Here is a 23,385-nt window from a genome sequence, read left to right as displayed (position 1 = left end):
GGGAGACGAGGCGCACCATGAACACGGCGACGAAGCTGAGCGGCTTCGCCCTCGGCCTCGCGGTGGTGTTCGGCGCGACGTACGGGGTCGGTCAGGTGGCCGACCCCGTGACGCCGCCCACCGAGGCCCCGCACGAGGCCGGCGGGGGGCACGGCGACGACGGCGGAGGCGGGCACGGGGGCGACAACGGCGCGGCGGCGCACCTGCCCGGCGGGCTGTTGGTCTCCGACCGCGGATACACCCTGCGTCCGGTGGACGCCCCGGGCGGGCAGTTCGCCTTCCAGGTCACCGGTCCCGACGGCCGGGCGGTGACCGCGTACGACGTGGCGCACGACAAGCGCATGCACCTGATCGTGGCCCGCCGCGACCTCTCCGGCTTCCGGCACGTGCACCCGGAGATGGCGCCGGACGGCACCTGGCGGGTCGACTCGCCGCTCGCCGGGCCCGGCGTCTGGCGGGCGTTCGCCGACTTCACCCCGACCGGGGGTGAGGCGCTGACCCTCGGCGTCGACGTGACCCTCCCCGGCGCGCTGACCGAGCGGCCCCTGCCCGCGCCGGCGACCAGCACCACGGTCGACGGCTACACCGTCACGCTCGCGGGTGCCCCGCAGCCCGGCCGCACCGCCGAGCTGACCCTGACCGTGAGCCGCGACGGCGCACCGGTCACCGACCTGGAGCCCTACCTGGGCGCGTACGGCCACCTGGTGGCGCTGCGCCAGGGCGACCTGGCGTACCTGCACGTGCACCCGAACGGCGAGCCGGGTGACGGGCGGACGCGGCCGGGCCCCGAGGTGAGCTTCTCCGCCGAGGTGCCGTCGGCCGGCGCCTACCGGCTCTACCTGGACTTCAAGCACGCCGGCGTCGTGCGTACCGCCGAGTTCACCGTCGTCGCCGGCAGCCCGACCGCGCCGGGTGTCCCGGCCGCGACGAGCGCCCCGGCGGCGGGCACCCCCGCCGCCACGAGCTCCCCGACCGCCGACGCCAGCCACGGCGTCCCCGGTCACGGGCACGACTGACGGGACCGTGATGACGACCAGCAGCAAGCCCCTGCCGTACGCGCCGAACATGATCGAGCTGGCGATCGGCGGGATGACCTGCGCCTCCTGCGCCGCCCGGATCGAGAAGAAGCTCAACCGCATGGACGGGGTGACCGCCACCGTCAACTACGCCACCGAGAAGGCCACCGTCCGGTACGCCGACGAGGTCACCCCGGACGACCTGATCGCCACGGTGGAGAAGACCGGCTACACCGCCGCCCTGCCGCCCCCGCCCCGGTCCGCCGGGGACGCACCGGCCGCCGAGCCGGTGGACGAGTTGCGCGGCCTGCGTACCCGCCTGTGGGTCTCGGCCGTGCTGACCGTGCCGGTGATCGCGCTCGCGATGGTGCCCGCCTGGCAGTTCGACTTCTGGCAGTGGCTGTCGCTGACCCTGGCCGCCCCGGTGGTGGTCTACGGCGGTCTGCCCTTCCACCGGGCGGCCTGGATCAACCTGCGGCACGGCGCCGCGACCATGGACACCCTCGTCTCGCTCGGCACCCTGGCCGCGTTCGGCTGGTCGGTCTGGGCGCTCTTCCTCGGCACCGCCGGGACGCCCGGGATGACCCACCCGTTCACCCTCGCCATCGACCGCACCGACGGCGCCGGCAACATCTACCTGGAGGCGGCGGCCGGGGTGACCGTCTTCATCCTCGCCGGCCGCTACTTCGAGGCGCGGGCGAAGCGGACCGCCGGCGCGGCCCTGCGCGCCCTGCTCGAGATGGGCGCCAAGGACGTCGCGGTGCTGCGCGGCGGCACGGAGACCCGGATCCCGGTGGACCAGCTCGCCGTGGGGGACCGGTTCGTGGTCCGGCCCGGCGAGAAGATCGCCACGGACGGCGTGGTCCACGAGGGCACGTCGGCGGTCGACGCCAGCATGCTCACCGGCGAGTCCGTACCGGTGGAGGTCGGGCCGGGCGAGGCCGTGGTCGGCGCGACCGTCAACGCGGGCGGCCGGCTGGTGGTCACCGCGACCCGGATCGGCGGCGACACCCAACTGGCCCAGATGGCCCGGCTGGTCGAGCAGGCGCAGAGCGGGAAGGCGGCGGTGCAACGGTTGGCCGACCGCGTCTCCGGCGTCTTCGTGCCGATCGTGATCGCTCTCGCGGTGGGCACCCTCGGCTGGTGGCTCGGCAGCGGGTCGGGCACCACCGCCGCGTTCACCGCCGCCGTGGCGGTGCTGATCATCGCCTGCCCGTGCGCCCTCGGGCTGGCCACGCCGACCGCCCTGCTGGTCGGCACCGGTCGGGGCGCGCAGCTCGGCGTCCTGATCAAGGGGCCGGAGGTGCTGGAGTCCACGAGGCAGGTGGACACCGTCGTGCTGGACAAGACCGGCACCGTCACCACCGGTCGGATGACCCTGGTGGACGTGGTCCCGGCGGCCGGCGAGGACCGCGCGGAGCTGCTCCGGCTCGCCGGGGCGCTGGAGTCCGCGTCCGAGCATCCCATCGCCCGGGCCATCGCCACCGGGGCGGCCGAGGCGGGCACGCTGCCGCCGGTGACCGCCTTCGTCAACTCCGAGGGGCTCGGGGTGAGCGGGACGGTCGAGGGCCGGGAGGTGCTGATCGGCCGACCCCGGCTGCTGCGCGAGCACGGTCTCGACGTACCGGACGAGGTGGCACGGGCGGCGGACGCGGCGGAGGCCGAGGGACGCACGGCGGTGCTGGCCGGCTGGGACGGCCGGGCCCGGGGGGTCCTCGCGGTGGCCGACGTGGTCCGGCCGACGAGTCGGGCGGCGGTCGCCCAACTGCGCGCGCTCGGCCTGACGCCGGTGCTGCTGACCGGCGACAACACCACCGTCGCCCGCGCGGTGGCAGGCGAACTGGGCATCGACGAGGTCGTCGCCGAGGTGCTGCCCGCCGACAAGGTCGACGTCGTACGGCGGCTCCAGGGCGAGGGGCGGACGGTGGCGATGGTCGGTGACGGGGTCAACGACGCCGCCGCGCTGGCCCAGGCCGACCTCGGTCTGGCCATGGGCACCGGCACGGACGTCGCGATCGAGGCGTCCGACCTGACCCTGGTGCGGGGCGACCTGACGGCGGCCGTGGACGCGATCCGGCTCGCCCGGCGCACCCTCGGCATCATCAAGGGCAACCTGTTCTGGGCCTTCGCCTACAACGTGGCGGCCCTGCCGCTGGCCGCCGCCGGCCTGCTGAACCCGATGATCGCCGGCGCGGCGATGGCCTTCTCCTCGGTCTTCGTGGTCGCCAACAGCCTCCGGCTGCGCGGCTTCCGCCCGGTCGCCTGAGCCGTCCACACCAAGCCGCCCGCCTTCCCGGGGGCGGGCGGCCGGTGGATCGCTGACGCTCAGTCACCGGGACGGTTGGGCGGCGGCCGGACGGGGTACATCGGGGGCGTACCGGCACCGCCAATCGGGAGGCTGAGATGGGTTTCGACGACAAGATCAATAACACGGCCGAGGACGCGGCCGGCAAGCTGAAGGAAGGCGCCGGCCGGGCCACCGACAACGAGCGGCTCGAGGCCGAAGGCCGCAACGACCAGGCGAGCGCCAAGCTGAAGCAGGCCGGCGAGAAGATCAAGGACGCCTTCAAGAGCTGATCCGCGTACGCGGACAACCCGCCGGGTCGGCTCGCACCGACCCGGCGGAAGGCTCACCGGCCGACGTGTCCCGACAACCCCACCGCTCGTTGGCAGGACGACGTGCCGCCGCCCCGGCGCCGGTCGAACCCGGGCCGTCGACAGGGACGGCCGTGACTCCGAACGGAAGGTTCCGTGTCCCGATCCGTCGTGTACGCGCGCCGTGCCGCCGCTGCGGTGGCCATCGGGGTGCTGGCCATGGGCTGCCAGGAGAGCGCGCAGGAGAAGGCCGCCCAGACGCACCTGACCCCGCCGACCCCGACGGCCCCGGCGAGCACCGCCCCGAGCCCGTCCCGGTAGCCACGCGACGGCAAGCCGCCCGACGGGAGGCGCGTGATCACCGACGGGAGGCACGTCATCATCGGTGCCGGACCCGCCGGCCTCCAGCTCAGGAGCCTCAGCGCCGGCCGCGTACCTGGCGCTTCGGGGCGGGACCGGTGCCGAGCGCGGCGCGGTCGGCAGCCGAGGTGCCGGACGACCAGCCCTCGGCGTCACGGATGGTGAGCCGCCCCCGGGTGACCCCCGGGAAGAGCGTGTCGACGTGTTCGCGTACCGCCTCGGCGCGGGTGGCGAGCACCGGAAGCAGCCGCTCCGGCCCGGCCTGCGCCGTCGCCTCCCGGTCGGCCGCGTCGGTGGCGGCCCGCAGCCGCTCGCCGATCCGCAGCGCGAACGCGTTCAGGAAGGACTCGTCGTAGTCCCGGGTGCGCCGGCCGGCACCCCTGGCCTGCCGTTCGCTCCGGCCGCGCAGCATCGCGGCGGTGGCCTGCACCAACAGCGAGGTGTAGAGCAGCTCGACCGCCTCCAGGTCGGCCGGCCAGCCCAGCACGGTGGTGAACCCGAGGTCGTCGGACCAGACCGCCTCGCAGCGGTTCGCCGCCGCCACCTCCTGCGCCAGCAGTGCCTTCGCGCCCGCGTACGGGGGTTCGGTGCCGAGACGGATCCCGCCGGGGCGGTCGGCGGGCTCGGCGGCACCGGCCAGCAGCACCTGGTCGAGGCTGTGCCGGGCGATCAACTCCTGGGCCTTGCCGGTCAACGCCTCCGCCTCGGCCGGGTAGGTGGTCGACTCCGCCTTGGCCAGCAGCGCCCGTACCCGGTCGAGCATCCGGGACCCCGAGCCGCCACGCGCGGTCCCCGTCGACGGCGCGCCGGGCGGCGGGCGCAGCACGGCGATCGGCGGGAGCCCCTCGACCAGGGCCAACGCGTCGACCGCCGCCCGCAGCGCCGTGAACCGGTCGGACCCGACGCGGGTCGACCAGGCGGTCAGGTGGCCCTCGTCGGCATCCCACCACACCCGGGCGCCGAGGTCGCGCAGCTGGTCGTCCCACCACGGCGGCACCGGCCCGGCCAGGTCACGGCGGTGCGCGGCGAGCGCGTCGGTGACCAGCCCCGCCGCCCGAGGGTCGAGCCGGCGGGCGGCGAGCCGGCTGAGGTCCACCGGCTGCCAGCCGTGCCGCGCCAGGCGCCCGACAGCCCGAGCCAGGCGGCCCAGGAGCGCGGCGTCCACCGCCGCCGCGCCGTCCGCGGCACCCGTCCCGATCATCAGCCGGTCCAGCTGCCGCTCCGCCAGGCGTACGTCGGTGCCGCGCGCCGCCGCGAGCGCGTCGCTGACCAGTTCCTCGGCGTCCGGCACGGCCGTGTCCTCCCGGGGTCTGCGTTTCCCGCGCCGGGAGACGATCGTCGCCCGCCCGCCGAAGGTACCTGCGGGCCGTCCGGCCGTCCGCCGGTCGTGACCGGTGCCACCGGAACGGCCCGGCACGAGCGTCCCGTCACGACGACTTCCGCATGCTCCGGCCGCCCCCGGGTAGTGCGAAGAGGACGCGAGCGATGCGAGGTGACGAGATGGCGGATGTGCCGGTCAGCGGCTCCCCCGCGCCCGATCTCCGCCGGTCTGTCCTCGCCGCCGCGGTCATCGGCGTGGCCGTGATGGCGGCCGTCGACGAGATCGTCTTCCACCAGCTCCTCGGCTGGCACCACTTCTACGACCGCTCCACCCTCCCTGTCGGGCTGCTCTCCGACGGGTTGCTGCACTCGGCCGAGCTGATCGCCCTGGTGGGTGGCTTCTTCTGGTACGCCGACCTGCGCCGCCGGGGCGTCCTGCTGCCCCGGGCCGCCTGGGGCGGGTTCCTGCTCGGCGCGGGGGCGTTCCAGCTCTTCGACGGCATCGTCGACCACAAGGTGCTGCGGCTGCACCAGATCCGCTACGGGGTGCACCTGCTCCCGTACGACGTGGTGTGGAACGTGGCGGCGGTGGTGCTGTTGCTGCTCGGCGTGTGGGTGACCTGGCGGGTGCGCTCCCGCCACGGCCGCGACGTGCCGTGACGGCGCTCGCACACGCCGGTGCCGCCGCCGGGCCGGACCCGCTGCCGCTCGCGGCGGTCGCGTCGCTCGCCGTCGGCTACCTGCTCGCCGTGTCGCGGGACCGGCGCGGCTGGCGTCGCCGACGGACGGCGGCCTGGCTGGCCGGCTGCGGGGTGCTCGCGGTCGCTCTCGGCCCGCTGGCGGCCGGTCCCGGCGACCCCCGCGCGCACATGGCGCAGCACCTGCTGCTCGGTATGGTCGCGCCGCTCGCGCTGGCCCTCGGCGCTCCGGTGACCCTGCTGCTGCGGGTCGTGCCGCCGCCGGTCGGCCGCCGGGTGGGCCGGTTCCTGCGTGCCAGGCCGGTGCACCTGCTCGCCCATCCGCTGACGGCGGCGCTGCTCAGCACCGGTGGGCTGGCGCTGGTGCTGCTCACGCCGCTCTACGCGGCGGCCGAGCGGAACCCGGTGCTGCACCACGCGCTGCACGTGCACTACGTCGCCGCCGGCTACCTGCTCGCCTGGTCGGTGGCCGGCCCGGACCCGGCGCCGCGCCGGCCGCGCCCGGCGGTGCGGGCCGGCGCGCTGCTCGCCGCGGGGGCCGGGCACGCCGTGCTGGCCAAGTACCTCTACGCGCACGCCGCCACCCTGCCGCCGGGGCTGCCCGACCGGGACGTCGAGGCGCTGCGCGCGGCGGCCCGGCTCATGTACTACGGCGGCGACGTCGCCGAACTGCTGCTCGCCACCGCCTTCTTCGCTGCCTGGTACCGCCGGGGCCGGCCACGCCGGCCGGGGCGCTCCGCCGACGCCCGTCCGGCCGCTCCGGGCCGCGAGCCCGTCGCGGTCAGCCGGCGTACGCGTTCCCGGCCGTCAGCCGCAGCGTGAAGCCGTCGGCGTCGCGTTGCCAGGTGACGTGGTTGCACGACTGGTAGGTGATCCACAGCCCGAGCCCACCCGGCGCGTCGCCGGACGCGGGGAGCAGCCCGCAGAAGGGGTCGCTGGGCCCGTCGCCGCCGTCGCTGACCGTCGCCACGATGCGGTCGTCGCCCGACCAGACGCGCAGCCGGACCGGCGGCCTGCCGTGACGCAACGCGTTGGTGACGATCTCGCTGACCGAGACGACCAGATCCTCCACGTCGTCGACCGGCAACTGGCCCCGGTCGGCCTTGTAGACGGCGGTGCGCGCCTCGGCCGCCGTCGGGTCGGTCAGCTCGACGGCCGGCGGCTGCGCCTGGAGCGGGTCGGGCACGACCGGGAGTTCCTGCCGCAGGAAGTCCCTCGGCGGCGTCCAGGTCGGGCTCGGCACGTGCCGCCCGTCGGCGGTGGCGAACCGGGGGTGCGTACGGGCCACGTCAGCCAGCACCTCCGGCGGTGTGGTCCGGGTGTCGTACGCGCACATGCTCCACAGCGGAAAGTCGTCGTACGCGTGGTTGATCGCCGACTCGTAGCGGGCCCACCAGTCCCAGGTCGCGCCGAAGTCGGCCGGGGGCACCTCGCCGATGATCCGGATCTGCCCGGCGCCGGCGGCCACCTGCTGGGCGAGGAGTTCGCGGTAGAAGCGGATGGCGGCGGCGGGCCGGGCGTAGAGGTTGCCGCCGGGCAGGAACTCGACCGGACAGCCGGCCGGCAGCGCCGCGCGTACCAGCCCGCCGGTGCGTGTGCCCAGCGCGACGAAGGTCGGCTCGCCCGCGTCGACGCCGCCGAGCAGGAACGGCAGCACCACCGCGAGCAACTCGTCGTCGGAGCCGTAGCGGACGGCCTCGTGGTAGTAGCCGTGGTGCTGAGCGGCCGCGCCCGTCCTCATGGCGTGACCTCCACCCGGATCGCGGGCAGGCGCAGCAGGTCGACCAGGCGGGCCGTGGCGGAACGGGACGTGCGCAGCACGGCGGTCGCGTCGCGGAGCCGCGCGTACTCGGCCAGGTGGGCCAGGGCGCGGTGGTCGACGAAGCGCAGGTCGGCCGCCGACAGCACCAGTTCACCGTCGACGGGCCGCAGGTCGGCGCGGTCCAGGGCCATGCGGAACAGCTCGTGGTTCGACATGTCCAGCTCGCCGGCGAGCGCCGCGTGCCCGTCGACGGGCGGCACGGCGTACAACCGGAAGAGCAGGTCCTCGACGTTGCTCCGCGGATGCATGCAGGCCAGCTCGGTGACCGCCCGGTCGCCCAGCTTCGGCCGGTGGTAGGCGCACGTGGCCCTGAACGGCCGGGTGCGCATGTAGCGGTCGATGAGGTGCTCGTAGCGGGTGAAGACGTCCAACTGGGCCGGCGTGCGTACCAGCTCGGTGGCCTCCGCCACCACGCGCAGCCCGGTGTGGCCCGCTGCCAGCGCCTCGTCCGTGGCTGCCGCGTAGGCGGCGACCTGCGTCGCCGGGTCGACCACGCGGTCGGGCGAATACGTCGAGACCAGGGGGACCACGGCGGCGGCGCCCCGGCGTACGGCCTCGGTGAAGCTCGGCAGGGCGCGCAGCCGCTCGGCCACCAGGTCCGAGGGGCGCGGCGTGACGTACCAGAAGCGTTCGCCGGCGGTGAGGCTGGCGGCGAGGTGCCGTTCCGCCTGCTCGGCGAGGGACTCCGGGTCGTCGTACGACCAGCAGAGATGACTGCCCGGCGGGGTCCGCCGTTCGCTGCTGGTCATGCTGAGTCCCTCACGGCAACCAGTGTAGGCCGCCTCGGAACGCGCACCCGGCTCACGAGCTGCCGGTGGATGCCGTTGGCGGCTTTCCGCCCGGTCGGTGCCCGGTCAGGCGTCCCGTGTTCCGCTGAGCCGTTCGGTGCGGGGGAAGGACGCCCAGATGTTCTTGGTGGTGTCCGTGGCGTACCAGCCGACGTCGAGGGAGAGGGCGCGGGCCAGTTGCAGGCCGCGCCCGCCGTCGCCCTCCGGCTCGGCCTCCGGCCCGGCCTCCGCGAACTCCGGCAGGGAACTCAGGTCGTGGTCGGCGACATCGAGGATCAGGTGGTCGTCGGTGGCGAGCAGCCGGACGATGGTCGGCGGGATCCCGTGACGCAGGGCGTTCGTGGCCAGCTCCGTCGCGATCAGCGCGACGAGCTCGGGCACCTCCGCCAGGGCCTCGCCCTCACCGAGCACGTCGCCGGTCAGTTCCTCGTGCAGGGAGGCCCGCAGGGCGTGCAGGTCGGCCGGCTCCGACAAGGTCCACCGGCGCAGCTCAACGGCCTGCGGCGGGGGTGGGGAACTGCTCAGCTGGCCCATGGTCTCGTTCTACCCGATCTCCGGCCGGCTCACGCTTGGGCGCATCGGTCAGCGCACCGGGTCGTGGGTGCCCCGGGGCACTGCCGAACGGCAGCGGCGTACCGGTCGTACGGCGCCGGACGGGACCGGCACGCCGGTTACCGCATGCCAGGCGACGGTCGCGGGTAGTGCATGTGGTGACCGAGAGGAGAACGCCGTGCCAAGCACCACGATGCCGATGCTCGAGACGTACCCGAAGTCGATCAACCTGGACCGGGCCAAGCTGGCGGCCGTCATCGACGCGCTGAACACCTGTGCCCAGGCCTGCACCGCCTGCGCCGACGCCTGCCTGAGCGAGGACATGGTCGCGGAGCTGACCAAGTGCGTACGGACGAACCTGGACTGTGCGGACGTCTGCACCACGACCGCCCGGGTGCTGTCCCGGCACACCGGCTACGACGCCAACCTCAGCCGCAGCCTGCTGGAGGCGTGCGCCACCGCCTGCAAGTCCTGCGGGGACGAGTGCGCCGGCCACGCGGGGATGCACGAGCACTGCCGGGTCTGCGCCGACGCCTGCCGCGCGTGCGAGCGGGCCTGCCGTGACCTGCTCGCCACCATGAGCTGACCCGTCCGGGCCGGTCCGGACGGGCCGGCCGCGCGCCGACGGTGCCGGCATCCCGCGTGGGGGTGCCGGCACCGTCGTGCTCATGTCCCCGGGCCGATCGGTGACATATACCCGGTGGGGGTATGTAAGGTGGGTCGGGAGGAGGCGCAGATGCCCCACGGGACGCACCACCACGACGACCATCCGCCCCGCACCACGACGGACCCGGCCCCGCACGCGCACGGCGGCGACGGCCACGCGCACGGCGACGACGGCCACGACGAGCACGGCGGCGGCCACGCGCACGGCGGCGACGGTCACGGCGGGCACGACAAGCACGCCGGGCACGACCCGGAGATGTTCCGCCGCAAGTTCTGGCTGAGCCTGGCGCTGACCGTGCCGATCGTGCTGACCAGCGACATGGTGATGGACTGGTTCGGCTACCGGCTGGAGTTCCCGGGCGTCGCGTGGGTGGGCCCGGTCCTCGGCACGGTCGTCTTCCTCTACGGCGGCTGGCCGTTCCTCGTCGGCGCGGTGCGGGAGGTGCGCGACCGGGCGCCCGGCATGATGCTGCTGATCGCGATGGCCATCACGGTGGCCTACGTCGCCTCGGCGGCGACCGCGCTCGGCGCCTTCGACCTGGACTTCTGGTGGGAGCTGGCGGCCCTGGTCACGATCATGCTGCTCGGCCACTGGCAGGAGATGAAGGCCATCGGCCAGGCGCAGGGCGCGCTGTCCGCCCTGGCGGCGCTGCTGCCCGACGACGCCGAACGGGTGACGGCGGACGGCGGGGTCGAGCGGGTGTCGGTGGGGGACCTGCGGGTCGACGACCTGGTGCTGGTCCGCCCCGGCGCGCGGGTGCCGGCCGACGGGCGGATCACCGAGGGCGGCGCCGAGCTGGACGAGTCCATGGTCACCGGCGAGTCGCGACCGGTCCCACGAGGCGTCGGGGACCGGGTGGTCGCCGGCACGGTGGCCACCGACGCGGCGGTCCGGGTGCGCGTCGAGGCGGTCGGCGAGGACACCGCGCTGGCCGGCATCCAACGCCTCGTGGCCCAGGCCCAGCAGTCCAGCGGTCGCGCGCAGGTGCTCGCCGACCGCTTCGCCGCGTGGCTGTTCTACGTCGCGACCGTGGTGGCCCTGGCGACCCTGGTGACCTGGGCGGTGCTCGGCGACCTCGGCGGGGCCGTGGTGCGTACGGTCACCGTGCTCGTGATCGCCTGCCCGCACGCGCTGGGCCTGGCCATTCCGTTGGTGATCGCGCTGTCGACAGCGGTGGCGGCCAGGGGCGGGATCCTGGTCAAGGACCGGTTGGCGCTGGAACGGATGCGCACGGTCGACGCGGTGCTGTTCGACAAGACCGGCACCCTGACCCGGGGCGAGCACGTGGTGTCGGGGGTGGCGGCCACGGGGAACGGCAGCGAGGACGAGGTGCTCGCCCTGGCCGCGGCGGTGGAGGCGGACAGCGAGCATCCGCTGGCCCGGGCCATCGTGGCCGCCGGCGCCGAGCGTGGCGTGGCCCGGCGGGCGACGGGGTTCCGCTCGCTGACCGGGCGCGGCGTCCGCGCCGAGGTCGACGGCACGGCGTACGCCGTCGGGGGCCCCGCCCTGCTCCGCGAGCTGCGCGCCGAGGTGCCGGACGACCTGGCCGGCCGGCAGGACGACTGGTCGCGCCGGGGCGCGGCGGTGCTGCACGTGCTGCGCCTCGACGGCGACGCGGCCACCGTGCTCGGCGCACTCGCGCTGGAGGACCAGGTCCGCCCCGAGGCCAGGGAGGCGATCGCCGAGCTGCGGGAGCAGGGCGTCGGCAAGATCGTGATGATCACCGGGGACGCCCGTCCGGTCGCCGAGGCGGTCGCCGCCGACCTCGGTTTCCGTCCCGGCGTCGACGAGGTCTTCGCCGAGGTGTTGCCCGCCGACAAGGACGACGCCGTGGCCGACCTGCAACGGCGGGGGCTGCGGGTGGCGATGGTCGGCGACGGGGTGAACGACGCCCCCGCCCTGGCCCGCGCCGACGTGGGCATCGCCATCGGCGCCGGCACCGACGTGGCGATCGAGTCCGCCGGGGTGGTGCTGGCCTCGTCCGACCCGCGCGGCGTCACCGGCGTGATCCGGCTGTCCCGTGCCTCGTACCGAAAGATGATCCAGAACCTGGCCTGGGCGGCCGGCTACAACGTCGTCGCCCTCCCGCTGGCCGCAGGCGTACTGGCCTGGGCCGGGGTGACGCTCAGCCCGGCGGTCGGCGCGATCCTGATGTCCGCCTCGACGATCGTGGTGGCCCTGAACGCCCAACTGCTGCGCCGCGTACGCCTGCGCCCCGCCGGGGGCTGAGGCGGCTCGACCTCAACCTGCTGCGCCGCGTACGCCTGCGCCCCGCCGAGGGCTGAGGCGGCGGGTCGACCGCGCCCTTCACCGACAATTCGAGTTGTCTTGACAGGACAATTTGTCGGTGGGACGCTGTGGTCATGTTCGACATCGCAGTGATCGAGGACCCGGCGGCGGCCGAGGCGTCCCTGGACCCGATGCGGGCCCGGTTGCTGGCCGCGCTCGCAGAGCCGGCCTCGGCGGCGACGCTCGCGGCCCGCGTCGGCCTGCCCCGGCAGAAGGTCAACTACCACCTCCGGGCGCTGGAGCAGCACGGCCTTGTCGAGCTGGTGGAGGAGCGCCGCAAGGGCAACATGACCGAGCGGGTCATGCGGGCGACGGCGGCGTCGTACGTGATCTCGCCCGCGGCCCTCGCCGCCGTGCGGCCCGACCCGGGGCAGTCGCCGGACCGGCTGTCGGCGCGGTGGCTGCTGGCGCTGGCCGCCCGCCTGGTGCAGGACGTCGGCGCCCTCATCACCGGCGCGGAGCGGACGAAGCAGCGGGTGGCGACGTTCGCCGTCGACGGCACCGTCCGGTTCGCCTCCGCACGCGACCGAGCGGCCTTCGCCGAGGAGTTGGCGGCGACCGTCACCGCCCTGGTCGGCAGGTACCACGACGAGAGCGCCCCCGGCGGACGCGAGCACCGGATGGTGGTCGCCCTGCACCCCAGCGCCGACCCCGACGACAGCAACCAGACCGAGGAGCATTGACATGGGGCACCACTTCGAGCTGCGCAAGGACGTCGAGTTGGCCGCCACGCCCGAGCAGGTGTGGGAGGCCATCGCGACCGGCCCGGGCATCGACTCGTGGTTCATGGGCCGCAGCGAGGTCGAGCCGGGCGAGGGCGGCCGGACCCGCCTGACGATGGCCGGCCACGTCGAGGAGGCGACGATCACCGCGTGGGAGCCCGGCAAGCGGTTCGCCGACCGCACCGAACCGGCCCCGGACGGCACGTTCATGGCCATGGAATACCTGATCGAGGGCCGCGACCAGGGCAGCACGACCCTGCGGCTGGTCCAGAGCGGCGTGCTCGGGGACAACTGGGAGAGCGAGTACGAGGCGCTGCGCGTCGGTTGGGACATGTACCTCGGGACGCTGGCCGCGTACCTCGCCCACTTCCCCGGTCGGACCGCGACCCCGGTCTCGGCGTTCCGTCCGGGGGTCGGCGGCGCGGACCGGGCGTGGGCGGCCGTGGCTGACGCCTTCGGCGTCGCGGGTCCGCTCGCCGAGGGCGACCGGGTCCGGTTCACCGTCGCCGGCCTGCCGCCGGTCGAGGGTGTCGTCGACCTGGCCGGCCTGCCGACCTACGTCGGTGTCCGCACCGTCGACGCGCTCCACCGGTTCCTCCACTCGGGGGCCGAGCGGGGCGACGCTCTCGTCCTCGCCCACCACGTCTTCGCCGCTGGGCAGGACCCGGCCCGGGCCGAGCGGGCCTGGCAGGAGTGGTTGTCCGCCCTGCCCCTCGGCTGACCGGAGGTGCCCCGGCGCGTACGGGGCGTGGCCGGGGCGACATGCCGACGGGGGGCTTGTTGCATCACTTTGGCAATTACGGGATGCTGGCGTTTAGTGGTCGGCTGCCCCGGCGCGCGATGATCCAGAGCACCGCCGGGGCAGCCGCCCGTTCGTGACCGTGGTCCGCCGCGGGCACGGTCGGTCAGACCAGGACGCCGGCCCGGCACGACACCGGGCGGTACGACGAGCAGACCCGGGAGCAAGTGATGCGTACGCGTGTGTCCGAGCGCGTGACGGCGGTGGCCGTCGCCGGTGTCCTCGCCCTGGCGGGCTGCTCGTCGCCGGCGACCCCCGCGACGGGCGCGGGTGGCGGCACCCTCGTGGTGGCGACGGCCGGGGAGCCCGACGCGCTGAACCCGGTGCTGAACTACGGCGTCGACGGCGCCTCCCTGATCTTCGACGGCCTGGTCGCCCGCGACGCCCGCAACGAGCTGGTGCCGGCGCTGGCCCGCGAGCTGCCGACCGTGTCGGTGGACGGCAGGACGGTCACCGCCAGGCTGCGCGAGGGCGTGCTGTTCCACGACGGCACCCCCTTCACCGCGCAGGACGTGGTCTTCACCTACCAGGCGGTGCTGGACCCGAAGGTCGACTCCACGCTCCGCTCCGACCTGGACATGCTCGCCTCGGTCGCCGCGCCCGACCCGTCGACCGTGGTCTTCACCCTCAGGTACGCCTACGCGCCGTTCCCGCAGCGGCTGGCCCTCGGCATCGTGCCGGCCAAGGCACTGACCGGGCAGGACATCAACAAGGCCGAGTTCAACCGCAGGCCGGTGGGCACCGGCCCGTACCGCGTGACGTCCTGGACGCCGGGCGACCGGCTCGTGCTCGCGGCCAACGAGAAGTACTGGGGCGGCCGGCCCGCCAACAGCGGCGTGGTGGTGGCGTTCGTCGCCGACGACAACGTACGCGCGCAGCGGATGCGGGCGGGGGAGTTCGACGCGGCGGAGCTGGCGCCGAAGCTGGCCACCGGCTTCGACGGGCTGGCCGGCTACCGGGTGCAGCGGGTGCCCACCGCCGACTACCGGGGCGTGATGCTGCCCGCCGGCAACCCGGTCACCGCCGACCTCGCGGTGCGGCGGGCGCTGAACGCCGCGGTGGACCGGGCGGCGATGGTCACCGGCCTGCTCGGCGGGGCGGGCGAACCGGCGTTCGGGCCGGTCCCGCCGACGTCGGAGTTCGCCGAGCCCTCGATCGTCGGCAGGCCCGCCGCCGACCCGGCCGCCGCCACCGCCGCGCTCGACGCCGCCGGCTGGAGGCCGGGCCCGGACGGGATCCGCGTCCGCGACGGCCGGCAGGCCGCGTTCTCGCTGATGTACCCGGCCACGGACAGCCTCCGCAAGGAACTCGCCCTCGCCGTGACCGCCGACGCGAAGAAGGTCGGCATCAAGATCACGCCCGAGGGGCTGACCTGGGACGCGATCACCCCCCGGATGAAGAGCGACGCGCTGGTCATGGGCTACGGCACCCCGTACGACCCGGACTTCGTCTCCTACAAGCTGTTCGGTTCCGCCTTCGCCGGCCAGGGCTTCTTCAACCCCGGCTCGTACCGCTCGCCCGTCGTGGACAAGGCGTTGCAGGACGGCCGCGCCAACGCCGACCCGGCCACCCGCCGGGCCGCGTACGCCACCTTCCAGAAGCAGCTCGCCACCGACCTGCCGTGGATCTTCCTCACCTATCTCCAGCACACCTACGTGGTGAAGGACGGGCTCGCCGGGGTGACCCCGCGGGTGGAGCCGCACGAGCACGACGTCGCCAACAGCCTCTGGTGGAACATCCACACCTGGACGAGGAAGTCGTGACGGCACCCGCCCCGACAGCCACGCCGGCCCCGGCGGGGGGCACCACCCCGCGTCGACGGCGCCGGTTGGCGGGATCCGGCAAGGTGGTCCGCCAGCGGCTGCTGGTGGCCGTGCCCATCCTCGCCGCCACCAGCGTCGGCATGTTCGCCCTCGGCGCGGCCTCCCCGATCGACCCCGCCCAGCAGTACGCGGGCGCGGCGGCGTTCACCACCAGCGAGGAGAACCTGGCGCAGATCCGGGCCAACTGGGGCGTCGACGACCCGCTGCCGGTGCAGTACCTGCGCTGGGTGGGCAACCTGCTCCAGGGCGACCTGGGCTGGTCCACGAGCCGCCACGAGCCCGTCACCTCCGTGCTCGCCGCCCGCGCCGGCTGGACCCTGCTGCTCGTCGGCGCGGCCCTCGCACTCGTCCTCGTGGCGAGCCTGCTGCTGGGCACGCTGGCCGCGTACCGGCGTGGCGGCTGGTTCGACCGGGCGCTGCGCGCCACCGCGTACGCCGTGCAGTCGATGCCGGTGTTCTGGATCGGGCTGGCCGCGATCGCCCTGTTCGCCCTGACCCTCGGGTGGCTGCCGGCGGGCGGGCTCACCGACATCACCGCCACCGGCACCGACCCCGCCGACGTCGTGTGGCACCTGATCCTGCCGGTGGGTGTGCTGGCCGTCGCCCAGCTGCCGTGGTTCGTGCTGTTCATCCGGGACGCCGTCGCCGACAGCCTCCGCGACGACCACGTCCTCGCCGCCCGGGCCCGGGGCCTGCCCGGACGCACCGTCCTGTTCGGCCACGCCCTGCGTACCGCGCTGCTGCCGTTCCTCACCCTCGTCGGCACCCACCTGCCCGAGCTGATCGGCGGCGCCGTCCTGGTGGAGACCGTGTTCTCGCTGCCCGGCCTCGGCGCGGTGACCGTACAGGCCGCGCTGGGCAGCGACTTCCCGCTGCTGGCCGCCACGACCCTGGCCACCACCGTCGTGGTGCTGGCCGCGAACCTCGGCACCGACCTCGCCTACGCCGCCGCCGATCCCCGGGTACGCCTCGATGACTGACCTCGCCCTGCCCGCGCGGCTCCGCCGGGCCAGACCCCGTACGGGCCGGGCCGGTGCCGCCGTCGCCTGGACCGTGCTCGTCGGCGCGGGGCTGGCCTGCCTCCTCGCCCCCGTCCTCTGGCCGCTCGACGAGAGCGCGGTGGACCTGGCCCGTACCCGGCTCGCGCCCTCCTGGGCCCACCCGGCCGGCACGGACGACCTGGGCCGCGACGTGGCCCACCGCAGCCTCTACGGCCTGCGGGTCTCGCTGCTCGTCGGCGTGGTGGCCGCGCTCGTCGCCGTGGTGATCGGCGGCCTCGTCGGCGCGGTGGCCGGCACCCTCGGCGGCTGGGTCGACCGCGTGCTGATGCGGGTGGTCGACACCATCGCGGCGCTGCCGCACCTGCTGCTGGGCATCTTCATCGTCGCGATGCTGCGCCCGAGCCTGGGCGCGGTGATCCTGTCGATCGGGCTGACGCACTGGCTCTCCACCGCCCGCATCGTCCGGTCGGAGCTGCTCAGCCTGCGCACCCGGCCGTTCGTCGACGCCGCCATCTCCGGCGGGGCCAGCCGCGCCCGGGTGATCACCCGACACCTGCTGCCGCACGTGCTGCCCCGGTTGGCGCTGGCCACCACGCTGATGGTGCCGCACGCCGTCTGGCACGAGACCGCGCTGTCCTTCCTCGGCCTCGGGCTGCCCCCGCACCTCGCCTCGATCGGCAACATGATCAACGACGGGCAACGGTCCCTGCTCACCGGCGCCTGGTGGGCCAGCATCGTGCCCGGCCTGCTCCTCGTCGTCGTCACGCTGGCCCTGGCCGCCCTCACCGGCCGCTGGCGCGACCGCCTCGACCCGCGCGTACGAGCGGAGCTGAACCTGTGACCACCACCCGCGAGCCCACGCCCGCCCCGCCCGCCACCGACGCCCCGCCCGGCCTGCTGGAGGTCGACGGGCTGACCGTCCGCTTCCAGCTCCGCGACGCCGTGGTGCGGGCCGTCACCGACCTGCGCCTGAGCGTCCACCCGGGCGAACTCCTCGCGGTCGTCGGGGAGTCGGGGTGCGGCAAGTCGGTGCTCGCACACGCCCTGCTCGGCCTGCTCCCGCGCAACGCCACGGTCACGGGCCGGGCCCTCCTGCGCCGGCCCACCGGGGAACGGGTCGACCTGATCGGTTCCTCCGAGCGCCACCTCGCCCGCGCCGTACGCGGACGCGCCGTCGGCTTGGTGCCGCAGAGCCCCGCCACCGCGCTGAACCCCGTACGGACGGGTCGGCGGCTGCTGGAGGAGACCCTGCGCGCCCACGGGCACACCCGGCGCGAGGCACCCGCGGCGGCCGAGCGGGTCGCCGCCGACGTCGGTCTCGACCCCGCCGACCTCGACCGCCATCCCCACGAGCTCTCCGGCGGCATGGCGCAGCGCCTGGCCACCGCCCTCGCCCTCGCGCCCGACCCGCCTCTGCTGCTCGCCGACGAACCCACCACGGGCCTCGACCGGCCCCTGGTCGACCACACCCTCGACCTGCTGCGCCGCCGCTGCGACGCCGGTGGCGCCGTCCTGCTCATCACCCACGACCTGGCCGCCGCCCGCCGGGTCGCCGACACGGTCGCCGTCATGTACGCCAGCCGGATCGTGGAACGGCGGCCGACCGGCGAATTGTTCGCGGCACCCGCCCACCCCTACACCGCCGGCCTGCTCGACGCCCTGCCCGAACGGGCCTTCCGGCCGGTCCCCGGCCACCCGCCGATGCTCACCGACCTGCCGCCGGGCTGCGCCTTCGCCCCGCGCTGCGCGCGCGCCACCGACGCCTGCCGCACCCCGCCCGCGCCCCCGCCCGGCGGCCCGGGCCGGGTCGCCTGCCACCACCCGCTGACCCTGGGAGCGCCGGCATGACCAGCACCGCCGGAGCACCCGCCGACACGACCAGCACCGCCGGAGCATCCGCCGGCATGACCGGCGCCGCCGGGATGACCAGCACCGCGCTCGCGGCCCACGGGGTCACCGTCTCCTACGGCGGCCGGCGCGTGCTCGACGGCGTCGACCTGCGCGTCGCCCCCGGTGAGACGGTCGGCCTGCGCGGACCGTCGGGCAGCGGCAAGTCCACCCTGGCCCGGGTGCTGGCCCTGCTGCACGCCCCCGAGGCCGGGCACGTCACCCTCGACGGGCAGCGGCTGGCGGGAGCGCGGCACCGGCTGCCGGCCACCGTCCGTACGCGTGTCGCGATCCTGTTCCAGAGCCCCCGCGCCGCCACCGACCCCCGGCTGGGCCTCGCCGACATTATCGCCGAGCCGCTGCGTGCCACCGGCACCCCCGAGGAGCAGGCGCGGGCCCGGGCGGCGGAGCTGGCCGACCTCGTCGGCCTCACGCCCGACCTGCTGGCCCGCCGCCCCCACGCGGTCAGCGACGGGCAGCTGCAACGCGCCTGCCTCGCCCGCGCGCTCGTGCACCGGCCCGACTACCTGCTCTGCGACGAGGCCACCGCCATGCTCGACGCCTCCACCCAGGCGCACCTCGCGGCCGTCATCACCGACTACCAGCGGGAACACGTTGCCGGCGTCCTGCTCATCACCCACGACCCGGCGCTGATGGCCCGCTGGGCGACCCGGGTGGTCGACCTGCCGCCCCCGCCGCCCTCCTGACCCGGCCACCGCCGACCGCGACGCCCCCGAGACCCGGTCAGGCCCACGGCGACCGCGACGGTACGGAGATTGGTCAGGCCCACGGCGATCCGGAGGGCCGGAGGTGCCGGTCAGGCCGCGCGGCGATCGGAGACGTGCGCGGAGCCGGGATGCGGTGGCGGGAGCAGCCGCAGCCCGGGCGACTCCGGAGGCTCGTCGGCGGGCAGGTGCCAGCGGGGCTCGTCGGGGCGGCTGCGCCCCGCCGGGCCGTCGGGGCGCAGCCCCGGGCGGGACAGGGCGACGACGACGAGGTAGCCCGCGAGCAGGAAGCCGTGGCTGACCAGCCGGGTGGTGTCCACCCACCCGGCCAGCAGGTCGTTGACCGACAGCAGCGCCAGCACGCCGACGAAGGCGCTCAGCATCGGCACCAGCCCCGTCGGCGGTGTGCGTCGCGCCGCGACGAAGAGGAAGCCTGCGCCCACCGCGACGTTCCACGCCGCCGACTCGTGCCACAGGTGCCCGGACATCAGCCCGCCGGCCGCCGCGTGCGCGTGCGCGTCCGCCGTACCGCGCCCGATCTGCGCCAGGCCCAGCACGAGTTGCAGCGCCCCGAACAGACCCAGGACCGCCCGCAGGGTGAGCACGACCCGCTCCCGCCGGCGGCGCGGGCCCGGCGTCGATCCGCCCCGCCGCCCCGCCTCACCCGCCCGCGAGGACAGCGCGTCGAGGATGGCGTCGGTGCGGTCGTCCCCGGCCACGGCGACCGACAGCCGGGCCCGGCGGGTCAGCGCGGCTGCCTGGTCGTACCACCGCCGGCAGTCGTCGCAGCCGGCCAGGTGACCCGCCACCGCCGTCCGCTCGGCGGGGGTCTCCTCCCCGTCCAACTGTGCCGACAGCACCTCGCGCCACTGCTCACACCCCATGTACCGGTAGTCGGCCCGCAGGCGTGGTTGGTTCCCGCGCAGTTTGCCCGAGCCTCGTCCTGCCGCAGGTCAGCGCGGGTCAGGTGGCTCAGCCGGTGGCGTCGCGGCCTCGGCGGGCGTCCGGTCCGGGCCGGCTGCGCACGGCCGCGACGAGATCCTCCCGGGCCCGCGCCACCCGGGAGCGGATGGTGCCCACCGGGCAGCCGCACACCTGCGCCGCCTCGGCGTAGGAGAGGCCGAGCACCTGGGTGGCGACGAACGCCTCCCGCCGGTCCCTGGGCAACGCCGCGATGAGGCGTTCGAGCACGACCTGCCGGTCGAAGCCGCTCAGCGCCGGGTCGGGGACGTCGTAGCCGGCCGGCACCGGCACCGTCCGTGGCCGGGACGTCAGCGTGCGTACGTGGTCCGCCGCGACCCGGCGGGCGATGGAGAGCAGCCACGTGCGCGTCGAGGAGCGTCCGGCGTACGACGGCAGGGACTTCACCGCCCGCAGGAAGGTCTCCTGGGTCAGGTCGTCCGCCTCCCGGGGCGAGACCAGCGCGGCGAGGAAGCGTCGGACCTGCTGCTGGGTCGCCTGGACGAAGCAGGCGGCGGCGCTCCGGTCACCCCGTCCCGCAGCCAACGCCCACGCTGTGAGCTGCGCGTCGTCAGCCATCCGGCACCTCCGGGTCGGGCCGTCGGAGGGGGCTGCCCGACGACAACCACGACAGGTTGTAGTAGTGACTGTCCGGTAGCGTACCGCAAGCGGCCGGGTGCCGGACCGCCCTCGCCCCCGTACACCCGGGGGACCCCCGCGTCGGCGGCCGGGAGCTGTCTAGCATGGACGGCCCCCACCCGACCGTCGAAGCAGGCAGCCCATGACCGGCACGGTTTTCGAGAACGCCCGGATCCACACCCTCGACCCCGCCCGCCCACAGGCCGAGGCGATGCTGGTGCGCGGCGAGCGCATCGTCGCCGTCGGGGATCTCGACGAGTGCCGCGACCGTGCCGGCGCCGGGGCCCGCCGGGTCGACCTGGGCGGGATGACCGTGCTGCCGGGGCTCATCGACAGCCACCTGCACTCGGCGCTCTACGTACGCGGCCTGGAGCAGGTGGACCTGCGCGGCACGACCAGCCTCGACGAGGCGTTGACGCGGATCGCCCGGCACGCGGCCACCCTGCCGCCCGACGCCTGGCTCCTCGGGGGGCGCTGGGACAGCCACAAGTGGGACCGGCCGGTGCAGCCCACCCGGGCCGACCTGGACCGCGTCTGCCCGGACCGGCCCGCCGTGCTGCCCACCATCGACGGGCACACCACCTGGGTCAACACCGCCGCCCTCCGGCGACTCGGCATCGACGCCGACACCCCCGATCCGATCGGCGGGCAGATCGTCCGCGACGAACGCGGTGAGCCGACCGGCATCCTGCGGGAGGCGGCGGGGGACGCGGCGTACGACGTCATGCGCTCCTCGCTCGCCGGTGACCTGGTCACGCAGCTGCGTACCCACCTGCCCCGGCTGCTCTCCGTCGGCCTCACCAGCATCCACGACCTCGACGGGCAGGACTGCCGGGCCGCCTACGAGACCCTGTACGCCCGGGGCGAGCTGCCGCTGCGGGTGCACAAGACGATCCCGGCGACCGCGTTGGACGAGGCGATCGACCGGGGCTGGGCGACCGGCGACGGGGACCGCTGGCTGAGCACCGGCCCGGTGAAGATCTTCACCGACGGGGCGCTCGGCTCCCACACCTGCCTGATGACCGAGCCGTACGACGGCGAGCCGCACAACCACGGCATCGCGGTCACCCCCACCGAGGAGTTCGAGCGGCTGGTGGCGAAGGCGGCCGGGGCCGGCATCGCCGTCGCGGCGCACGCCATCGGCGACGCGGCCAACGAGATGGTGCTGCGGGCGTACGCGCGCTGGCAGGAGTCGGCGCGCACCAACCCGACGGCGGTACGGCGGCTGCGGCACCGGATCGAGCACACCCAGCACCTGCGGCCGGCGGACGTGTCGCTGCTCGCCCGGCTGGGCGTGACCGCGTCGATGCAGCCCACCCACTGCACCAGCGACATCCCCCTGACCAGCAGAATGCTCGCCGGCCGGGACCTCGCCTCGTACGCCTGGCGGAGCCTGCTGGACGCCGGCGCGACGGTGGCGTTCGGCTCGGACGCCCCGGTGGAGGACCCGGATCCGTTCTTCGGCATCCACGCCGCGGTGACCCGGCAGCAGCCCGACGGCACCCCGCCCGGCGGCGTGGACCCGCACGAGCGGGTCGATCTCGACACGGCGCTGCGCTGCTTCACCGAGGCGGGCGCGTACGCCTCCTACGAGGAGCACCTGAAGGGGCGGCTCACGCCGGGCATGCTCGCGGACTTCATCGCGCTGCCCACCGACCCGTACGGGGTCGAGCCGGCGGCCCTGCGCGACCTCACGGTGGCGCTCACCGTGGTCGGCGGGGTCGTGCGCTGGCAGCGCTGACGGCCGGACAGCTCCTCGCCGGCGGTCAGGCGGGCGGCAGGTCGAGCACCAGCGCCGGGCCGGTCCGGCGACCGCCGCCGGGCCGCCCGGTCAGCGCGACCACGGCGTCCACGGCGCGCGGGGACCGCAGCGCCTCCTCGGCCAGCCGCCGCGACCGGGCGTCGTCGAGGGCCGGGGTGACCGCCAACCGCCGGGCGTCCGCCGGCGTTCCCGCCGCGCTGCCCGCCCGCTCGGCCAGGCCCAGCGGGCCGGCGTCCGGCAGGGCGGCGGGACGGACCTCCGTTCCGGCGAGCACGGCGACGTCCGGGCCGCCGTGGCGCAGCAGGGTGACCCGCCCGTCGGGGGAGACCGCCACGAGGGTCGCGGCGAGGTAGCCACCCGGGGCGATGCCCCGTACGAGGTCGTCGAGGGTCGCGGCGATCTCCGGCAGCGACCGCCCGCGCCGCAGGGCCTCGCGGCGGAAGGCCGACTCCAGCGCCCGGGTGTGCTCGGGGCGGGCCAGGGTGGCGCCGTGCGCCACGCCGAGAAGGACGCGCAGGCCGTCGCGCCGCACCGGCACCGCCGCGGCGACCTCCCCGGGCGAGCGGCAGACCGCCAGCGCGGCGCGTCCCGTCCCGGCGGGCAGGGCGAACACGGCGACGTCACGCGGCGCGGGCACGCGGGCGATCGCACGCCGCTCCCGGCGTCGGCGGACCCAGGCCAGCAGGGGTACGGCGGCCAGGCTCGCCACGGAGGCGCCGAGCGCCCACGGGTCGGCGCGGTGCCCGGGGACGACGGGAACGACCACGGAAGTCGCCAGCAGGACGGCCGCCCAGGCGGAGACGAGCGCGGCCACCCGGGGGCGGGCGGAGACGCCGAGCAGCCCGGGAAGGAGCACCCAGCCGAGCGGGGTGCTCACCTCGGCCACGCCCATCACGACGGCGTTGCCCGTCGCCCCGGCGAGGGCCGTCCGGGTCGACACCAGTGCCCAACTCCGCATCG

23 protein-coding genes are annotated in these 23,385 nt (G+C 75.5%); 16 read left to right on the top strand and 7 right to left on the bottom strand.

Annotated features, from left to right (window positions below):
- Positions 1–17: 17 nt before the first annotated feature.
- The 4 genes from ACGFIG_RS08605 (at position 18) to ACGFIG_RS08590 (ending at position 3,932) form a co-directional block, all read left to right on the top strand.
- Positions 18–1,016, top strand: a complete 999-nt coding sequence (locus tag ACGFIG_RS08605; protein ID WP_393000596.1) for a hypothetical protein — start codon at positions 18–20, stop codon at positions 1,014–1,016.
- 10 nt (positions 1,017–1,026) lie between these two features.
- Positions 1,027–3,282, top strand: a complete 2,256-nt coding sequence (locus ACGFIG_RS08600; RefSeq protein ID WP_393000594.1) for a heavy metal translocating P-type ATPase — start codon at positions 1,027–1,029, stop codon at positions 3,280–3,282.
- Positions 3,283–3,419: 137 nt separating this feature from the next.
- Positions 3,420–3,593 carry a CsbD family protein gene (locus ACGFIG_RS08595; protein ID WP_393000592.1) on the top strand — a complete coding sequence of 58 codons (174 nt, stop codon included), beginning with the start codon at positions 3,420–3,422 and terminating at the stop codon, positions 3,591–3,593.
- A gap of 174 nt (positions 3,594–3,767) precedes the next feature.
- Positions 3,768–3,932: a hypothetical protein gene (locus tag ACGFIG_RS08590; protein WP_393000590.1), complete on the top strand. Its 165-nt coding sequence runs from the start codon at positions 3,768–3,770 to the stop codon at positions 3,930–3,932.
- 97 nt (positions 3,933–4,029) lie between these two features.
- Here the strand turns inward: ACGFIG_RS08590 and ACGFIG_RS08585 are convergent, their stop codons facing one another.
- A complete protein-coding gene (locus ACGFIG_RS08585) occupies positions 4,030–5,262 on the bottom strand; it encodes a DUF2786 domain-containing protein (RefSeq protein ID WP_393000588.1) in 1,233 nt (410 codons plus the stop codon).
- Positions 5,263–5,471: 209 nt separating this feature from the next.
- Here ACGFIG_RS08585 and ACGFIG_RS08580 point away from each other — a divergent pair, with 209 nt between their 5' ends.
- A complete protein-coding gene (locus ACGFIG_RS08580; RefSeq protein ID WP_393000586.1) occupies positions 5,472–5,951 on the top strand; it encodes a DUF2243 domain-containing protein in 480 nt (159 codons plus the stop codon).
- Positions 5,948–6,811: a cytochrome c oxidase assembly protein gene (locus tag ACGFIG_RS08575; protein WP_393000584.1), complete on the top strand. Its 864-nt coding sequence runs from the start codon at positions 5,948–5,950 to the stop codon at positions 6,809–6,811. The genes ACGFIG_RS08580 and ACGFIG_RS08575 overlap by 4 nt, the downstream gene beginning before the upstream one ends.
- Here ACGFIG_RS08575 and ACGFIG_RS08570 read toward each other — a convergent pair.
- The 3 genes from ACGFIG_RS08570 to ACGFIG_RS08560 all read right to left on the bottom strand — a co-directional run bounded on the left by ACGFIG_RS08570 (position 6,771) and on the right by ACGFIG_RS08560 (position 9,133).
- On the bottom strand, positions 6,771–7,730 hold the full coding sequence (locus ACGFIG_RS08570; protein WP_393000582.1) for an anti-sigma factor RsbA family regulatory protein: 960 nt from the start codon (positions 7,728–7,730) through the stop codon (positions 6,771–6,773). The two genes, ACGFIG_RS08575 and ACGFIG_RS08570, sit on opposite strands and share 41 nt — an antisense overlap.
- Complete coding sequence (locus tag ACGFIG_RS08565; protein ID WP_393000580.1) at positions 7,727–8,560, bottom strand: MEDS domain-containing protein; 834 nt, start codon at positions 8,558–8,560, stop codon at positions 7,727–7,729. Before ACGFIG_RS08565 ends, ACGFIG_RS08570 begins: the two co-directional genes overlap by 4 nt.
- A 105-nt stretch (positions 8,561–8,665) precedes the next feature.
- On the bottom strand, positions 8,666–9,133 hold the full coding sequence (locus ACGFIG_RS08560; RefSeq protein WP_393000578.1) for an ATP-binding protein: 468 nt from the start codon (positions 9,131–9,133) through the stop codon (positions 8,666–8,668).
- Positions 9,134–9,329: 196 nt separating this feature from the next.
- On the opposite strand from ACGFIG_RS08560, the gene ACGFIG_RS08555 reads away from it, so the two are divergent.
- From ACGFIG_RS08555 to ACGFIG_RS08515, 9 genes are all read left to right on the top strand, one after another.
- Positions 9,330–9,737 carry a four-helix bundle copper-binding protein gene (locus ACGFIG_RS08555; RefSeq protein WP_393000576.1) on the top strand — a complete coding sequence of 136 codons (408 nt, stop codon included), beginning with the start codon at positions 9,330–9,332 and terminating at the stop codon, positions 9,735–9,737.
- Positions 9,738–9,887: 150 nt separating this feature from the next.
- A complete protein-coding gene (locus ACGFIG_RS08550) occupies positions 9,888–12,047 on the top strand; it encodes a heavy metal translocating P-type ATPase (protein WP_393000574.1) in 2,160 nt (719 codons plus the stop codon).
- A gap of 134 nt (positions 12,048–12,181) precedes the next feature.
- Positions 12,182–12,790: a helix-turn-helix domain-containing protein gene (locus tag ACGFIG_RS08545; protein WP_393000572.1), complete on the top strand. Its 609-nt coding sequence runs from the start codon at positions 12,182–12,184 to the stop codon at positions 12,788–12,790.
- 1 nt (position 12,791) lies between these two features.
- Complete coding sequence (locus ACGFIG_RS08540) at positions 12,792–13,550, top strand: SRPBCC domain-containing protein (protein WP_393000570.1); 759 nt, start codon at positions 12,792–12,794, stop codon at positions 13,548–13,550.
- A gap of 248 nt (positions 13,551–13,798) precedes the next feature.
- The gene (locus ACGFIG_RS08535) at positions 13,799–15,391 is read left to right on the top strand and encodes an ABC transporter substrate-binding protein (protein WP_393000568.1); all 1,593 of its coding nucleotides are present in this window, start codon (positions 13,799–13,801) and stop codon (positions 15,389–15,391) included.
- Positions 15,388–16,431 (top strand): ABC transporter permease, encoded by a 1,044-nt coding sequence (locus tag ACGFIG_RS08530; RefSeq protein ID WP_393000566.1) that lies wholly within the window; start codon positions 15,388–15,390, stop codon positions 16,429–16,431. The genes ACGFIG_RS08535 and ACGFIG_RS08530 overlap by 4 nt, the downstream gene beginning before the upstream one ends.
- Entirely contained in the window at positions 16,424–17,293 is an 870-nt protein-coding gene (locus ACGFIG_RS08525; protein ID WP_393000564.1) for an ABC transporter permease, read from the top strand. Before ACGFIG_RS08530 ends, ACGFIG_RS08525 begins: the two co-directional genes overlap by 8 nt.
- Positions 17,290–18,300 carry an ABC transporter ATP-binding protein gene (locus tag ACGFIG_RS08520; protein WP_393000562.1) on the top strand — a complete coding sequence of 337 codons (1,011 nt, stop codon included), beginning with the start codon at positions 17,290–17,292 and terminating at the stop codon, positions 18,298–18,300. The genes ACGFIG_RS08525 and ACGFIG_RS08520 overlap by 4 nt, the downstream gene beginning before the upstream one ends.
- The gene (locus ACGFIG_RS08515) at positions 18,297–19,046 is read left to right on the top strand and encodes an ABC transporter ATP-binding protein (RefSeq protein WP_393000560.1); all 750 of its coding nucleotides are present in this window, start codon (positions 18,297–18,299) and stop codon (positions 19,044–19,046) included. The genes ACGFIG_RS08520 and ACGFIG_RS08515 overlap by 4 nt, the downstream gene beginning before the upstream one ends.
- Positions 19,047–19,156: 110 nt before the next feature.
- Here ACGFIG_RS08515 and ACGFIG_RS08510 read toward each other — a convergent pair whose 3' ends face one another.
- Together ACGFIG_RS08510 and ACGFIG_RS08505 are read right to left on the bottom strand one after the other, a co-directional pair.
- Positions 19,157–19,948: a zf-HC2 domain-containing protein gene (locus ACGFIG_RS08510; protein ID WP_393000558.1), complete on the bottom strand. Its 792-nt coding sequence runs from the start codon at positions 19,946–19,948 to the stop codon at positions 19,157–19,159.
- An 88-nt stretch (positions 19,949–20,036) separates the two neighbouring features.
- Complete coding sequence (locus tag ACGFIG_RS08505) at positions 20,037–20,603, bottom strand: sigma-70 family RNA polymerase sigma factor (RefSeq protein WP_393000556.1); 567 nt, start codon at positions 20,601–20,603, stop codon at positions 20,037–20,039.
- Positions 20,604–20,805: 202 nt separating this feature from the next.
- Between ACGFIG_RS08505 and ACGFIG_RS08500 the strand changes: the two genes are divergently transcribed.
- Positions 20,806–22,404, top strand: a complete 1,599-nt coding sequence (locus ACGFIG_RS08500) for an amidohydrolase (protein ID WP_393000554.1) — start codon at positions 20,806–20,808, stop codon at positions 22,402–22,404.
- A 25-nt stretch (positions 22,405–22,429) separates the two neighbouring features.
- Here the strand turns inward: ACGFIG_RS08500 and ACGFIG_RS08495 are convergent, their stop codons facing one another.
- Positions 22,430–23,383 carry a hypothetical protein gene (locus tag ACGFIG_RS08495; protein ID WP_393000552.1) on the bottom strand — a complete coding sequence of 318 codons (954 nt, stop codon included), beginning with the start codon at positions 23,381–23,383 and terminating at the stop codon, positions 22,430–22,432.
- Between the last annotated feature and the right edge of the window lie 2 nt (positions 23,384–23,385).

The sequence above is a fragment of the Micromonospora sp. NPDC049048 genome (assembly GCF_043197615.1).
GTDB lineage: Bacteria > Actinomycetota > Actinomycetes > Mycobacteriales > Micromonosporaceae > Micromonospora.
This window is presented reverse-complemented; position numbering and strand designations above follow the sequence as displayed.

Bases quoted from the DNA above. Each gene is read 5' to 3' on its own strand.
- ACGFIG_RS08605 (WP_393000596.1), top strand. From the start codon at position 18: ATGAACACGGCGACGAAGCTGAGCGGCTTCGCCCTCGGCCTCGCGGTG.
- ACGFIG_RS08600 (WP_393000594.1), top strand. From the start codon at position 1,027: ATGACGACCAGCAGCAAGCCCCTGCCGTACGCGCCGAACATGATCGAG.
- ACGFIG_RS08595 (WP_393000592.1), top strand. From the start codon at position 3,420: ATGGGTTTCGACGACAAGATCAATAACACGGCCGAGGACGCGGCCGGC.
- ACGFIG_RS08580 (WP_393000586.1), top strand. From the start codon at position 5,472: ATGGCGGATGTGCCGGTCAGCGGCTCCCCCGCGCCCGATCTCCGCCGG.
- ACGFIG_RS08570 (WP_393000582.1), bottom strand. From the start codon at position 7,730: ATGAGGACGGGCGCGGCCGCTCAGCACCACGGCTACTACCACGAGGCC.
- ACGFIG_RS08565 (WP_393000580.1), bottom strand. From the start codon at position 8,560: ATGACCAGCAGCGAACGGCGGACCCCGCCGGGCAGTCATCTCTGCTGG.
- ACGFIG_RS08560 (WP_393000578.1), bottom strand. From the start codon at position 9,133: ATGGGCCAGCTGAGCAGTTCCCCACCCCCGCCGCAGGCCGTTGAGCTG.
- ACGFIG_RS08550 (WP_393000574.1), top strand. From the start codon at position 9,888: ATGCCCCACGGGACGCACCACCACGACGACCATCCGCCCCGCACCACG.
- ACGFIG_RS08545 (WP_393000572.1), top strand. From the start codon at position 12,182: ATGTTCGACATCGCAGTGATCGAGGACCCGGCGGCGGCCGAGGCGTCC.
- ACGFIG_RS08540 (WP_393000570.1), top strand. From the start codon at position 12,792: ATGGGGCACCACTTCGAGCTGCGCAAGGACGTCGAGTTGGCCGCCACG.
- ACGFIG_RS08535 (WP_393000568.1), top strand. From the start codon at position 13,799: ATGCGTACGCGTGTGTCCGAGCGCGTGACGGCGGTGGCCGTCGCCGGT.
- ACGFIG_RS08525 (WP_393000564.1), top strand. From the start codon at position 16,424: ATGACTGACCTCGCCCTGCCCGCGCGGCTCCGCCGGGCCAGACCCCGT.
- ACGFIG_RS08515 (WP_393000560.1), top strand. From the start codon at position 18,297: ATGACCAGCACCGCCGGAGCACCCGCCGACACGACCAGCACCGCCGGA.
- ACGFIG_RS08510 (WP_393000558.1), bottom strand. From the start codon at position 19,948: ATGGGGTGTGAGCAGTGGCGCGAGGTGCTGTCGGCACAGTTGGACGGG.
- ACGFIG_RS08505 (WP_393000556.1), bottom strand. From the start codon at position 20,603: ATGGCTGACGACGCGCAGCTCACAGCGTGGGCGTTGGCTGCGGGACGG.
- ACGFIG_RS08500 (WP_393000554.1), top strand. From the start codon at position 20,806: ATGACCGGCACGGTTTTCGAGAACGCCCGGATCCACACCCTCGACCCC.
- ACGFIG_RS08495 (WP_393000552.1), bottom strand. From the start codon at position 23,383: ATGCGGAGTTGGGCACTGGTGTCGACCCGGACGGCCCTCGCCGGGGCG.